A 1,121-nucleotide genomic window follows, 5' to 3' on the forward strand; every position below is an offset into this window, starting at 1 on the left:
GGGGACCACCCCCTAAGGCTAAATACTACTTAGTGACCGATAGCGCATAGTACCGTGAGGGAAAGGTGAAAAGGACCCCGGGAGGGGAGTGAAAGAGAACCTGAAACCCTGTGCCTGCAAACTGCGAAAGCTCCTTATGAGAGTGATCGCGTACTTTTTGTAGAACGGTCCGGCGAGTTACGCTTACTGGCAAGGTTAAGCACTTCAGGTGTGGAGCCGTAGGGAAACCAAGTCTTAAGAGGGCCAGAGTCAGTAGGAGTAGACCCGAAACCGGGTGATCTATCCATGTGCAGGATGAAGCGGCCGTAAAAGGCTGTGGAGGTCCGAACTCACATCCGTTGAAAAGGGTGGGGATGAGGTGTGGATAGGGGAGAAATTCCAATCGAACCCGGAGATAGCTGGTTCTCCTCGAAATAGCTTTAGGGCTAGCCTCGATACAGATTTGCGGAGGTAGAGCACTGAATTTCATAGGGGGCGTCAAAGCCTACCGAAGAATATCAAACTCCGAATGCCGCGTAATCGATTATCGGGAGTCAGACTGCACGAGATAAGTTGGGCGGTCAAAAGGGAAAGAGCCCAGACCTTCAGTTAAGGTCCCCAAGTGCGCGTTAAGTGGAAAAGGATGTGGGATTTCGAAGACAACCAGGATGTTGGCTCAGAAGCAGCCATCCATTCAAAGAGTGCGTAATAGCTCACTGGTCGAGAGGTCCTGCGCCGAAAATGTCCGGGGCTGAAACGCGCCACCGAAACTAAGGAACCGAAAGGTTGGTAGAGGAGCATTGCATGCGGGAAGAAGCAGTACCGGAAGGAGCTGTGGACTGCATGGAAGAGAGAATGCCGGAATGAGTAGCGAGAATAAGGTGAGAATCCTTATGGCCGAATATCCAAGGTTTCCAGAGTAAAGCTGATCTGCTCTGGGTAAGTCGGGGCCTAAGGCGAGGACGAGAGTCGTAGCCGATGGACAACAGGTGGAGATTCCTGTACTGCGGTATGACAGAACTGTGGGGACACGTAAGGAAAGCGGAAGCCGGGAATGGAAAGCCCGGTGCAAGCGGGGTACCAGTCACTTAGGCAAATCCGGGTGGCAATGGGAAGCCGTGATGCGGAGCGAAATAAAGTAG

1 rRNA gene is annotated in these 1,121 nt (G+C 52.5%); it reads left to right on the top strand.

Annotated elements, in window-relative coordinates:
- A 23S ribosomal RNA gene (locus tag G596_RS0120265) occupies positions 1-1,121 on the top strand; the annotation flags it as partial.

This window comes from Butyrivibrio sp. AD3002 (assembly GCF_000420905.1).
Classification (GTDB): domain Bacteria; phylum Bacillota; class Clostridia; order Lachnospirales; family Lachnospiraceae; genus Butyrivibrio.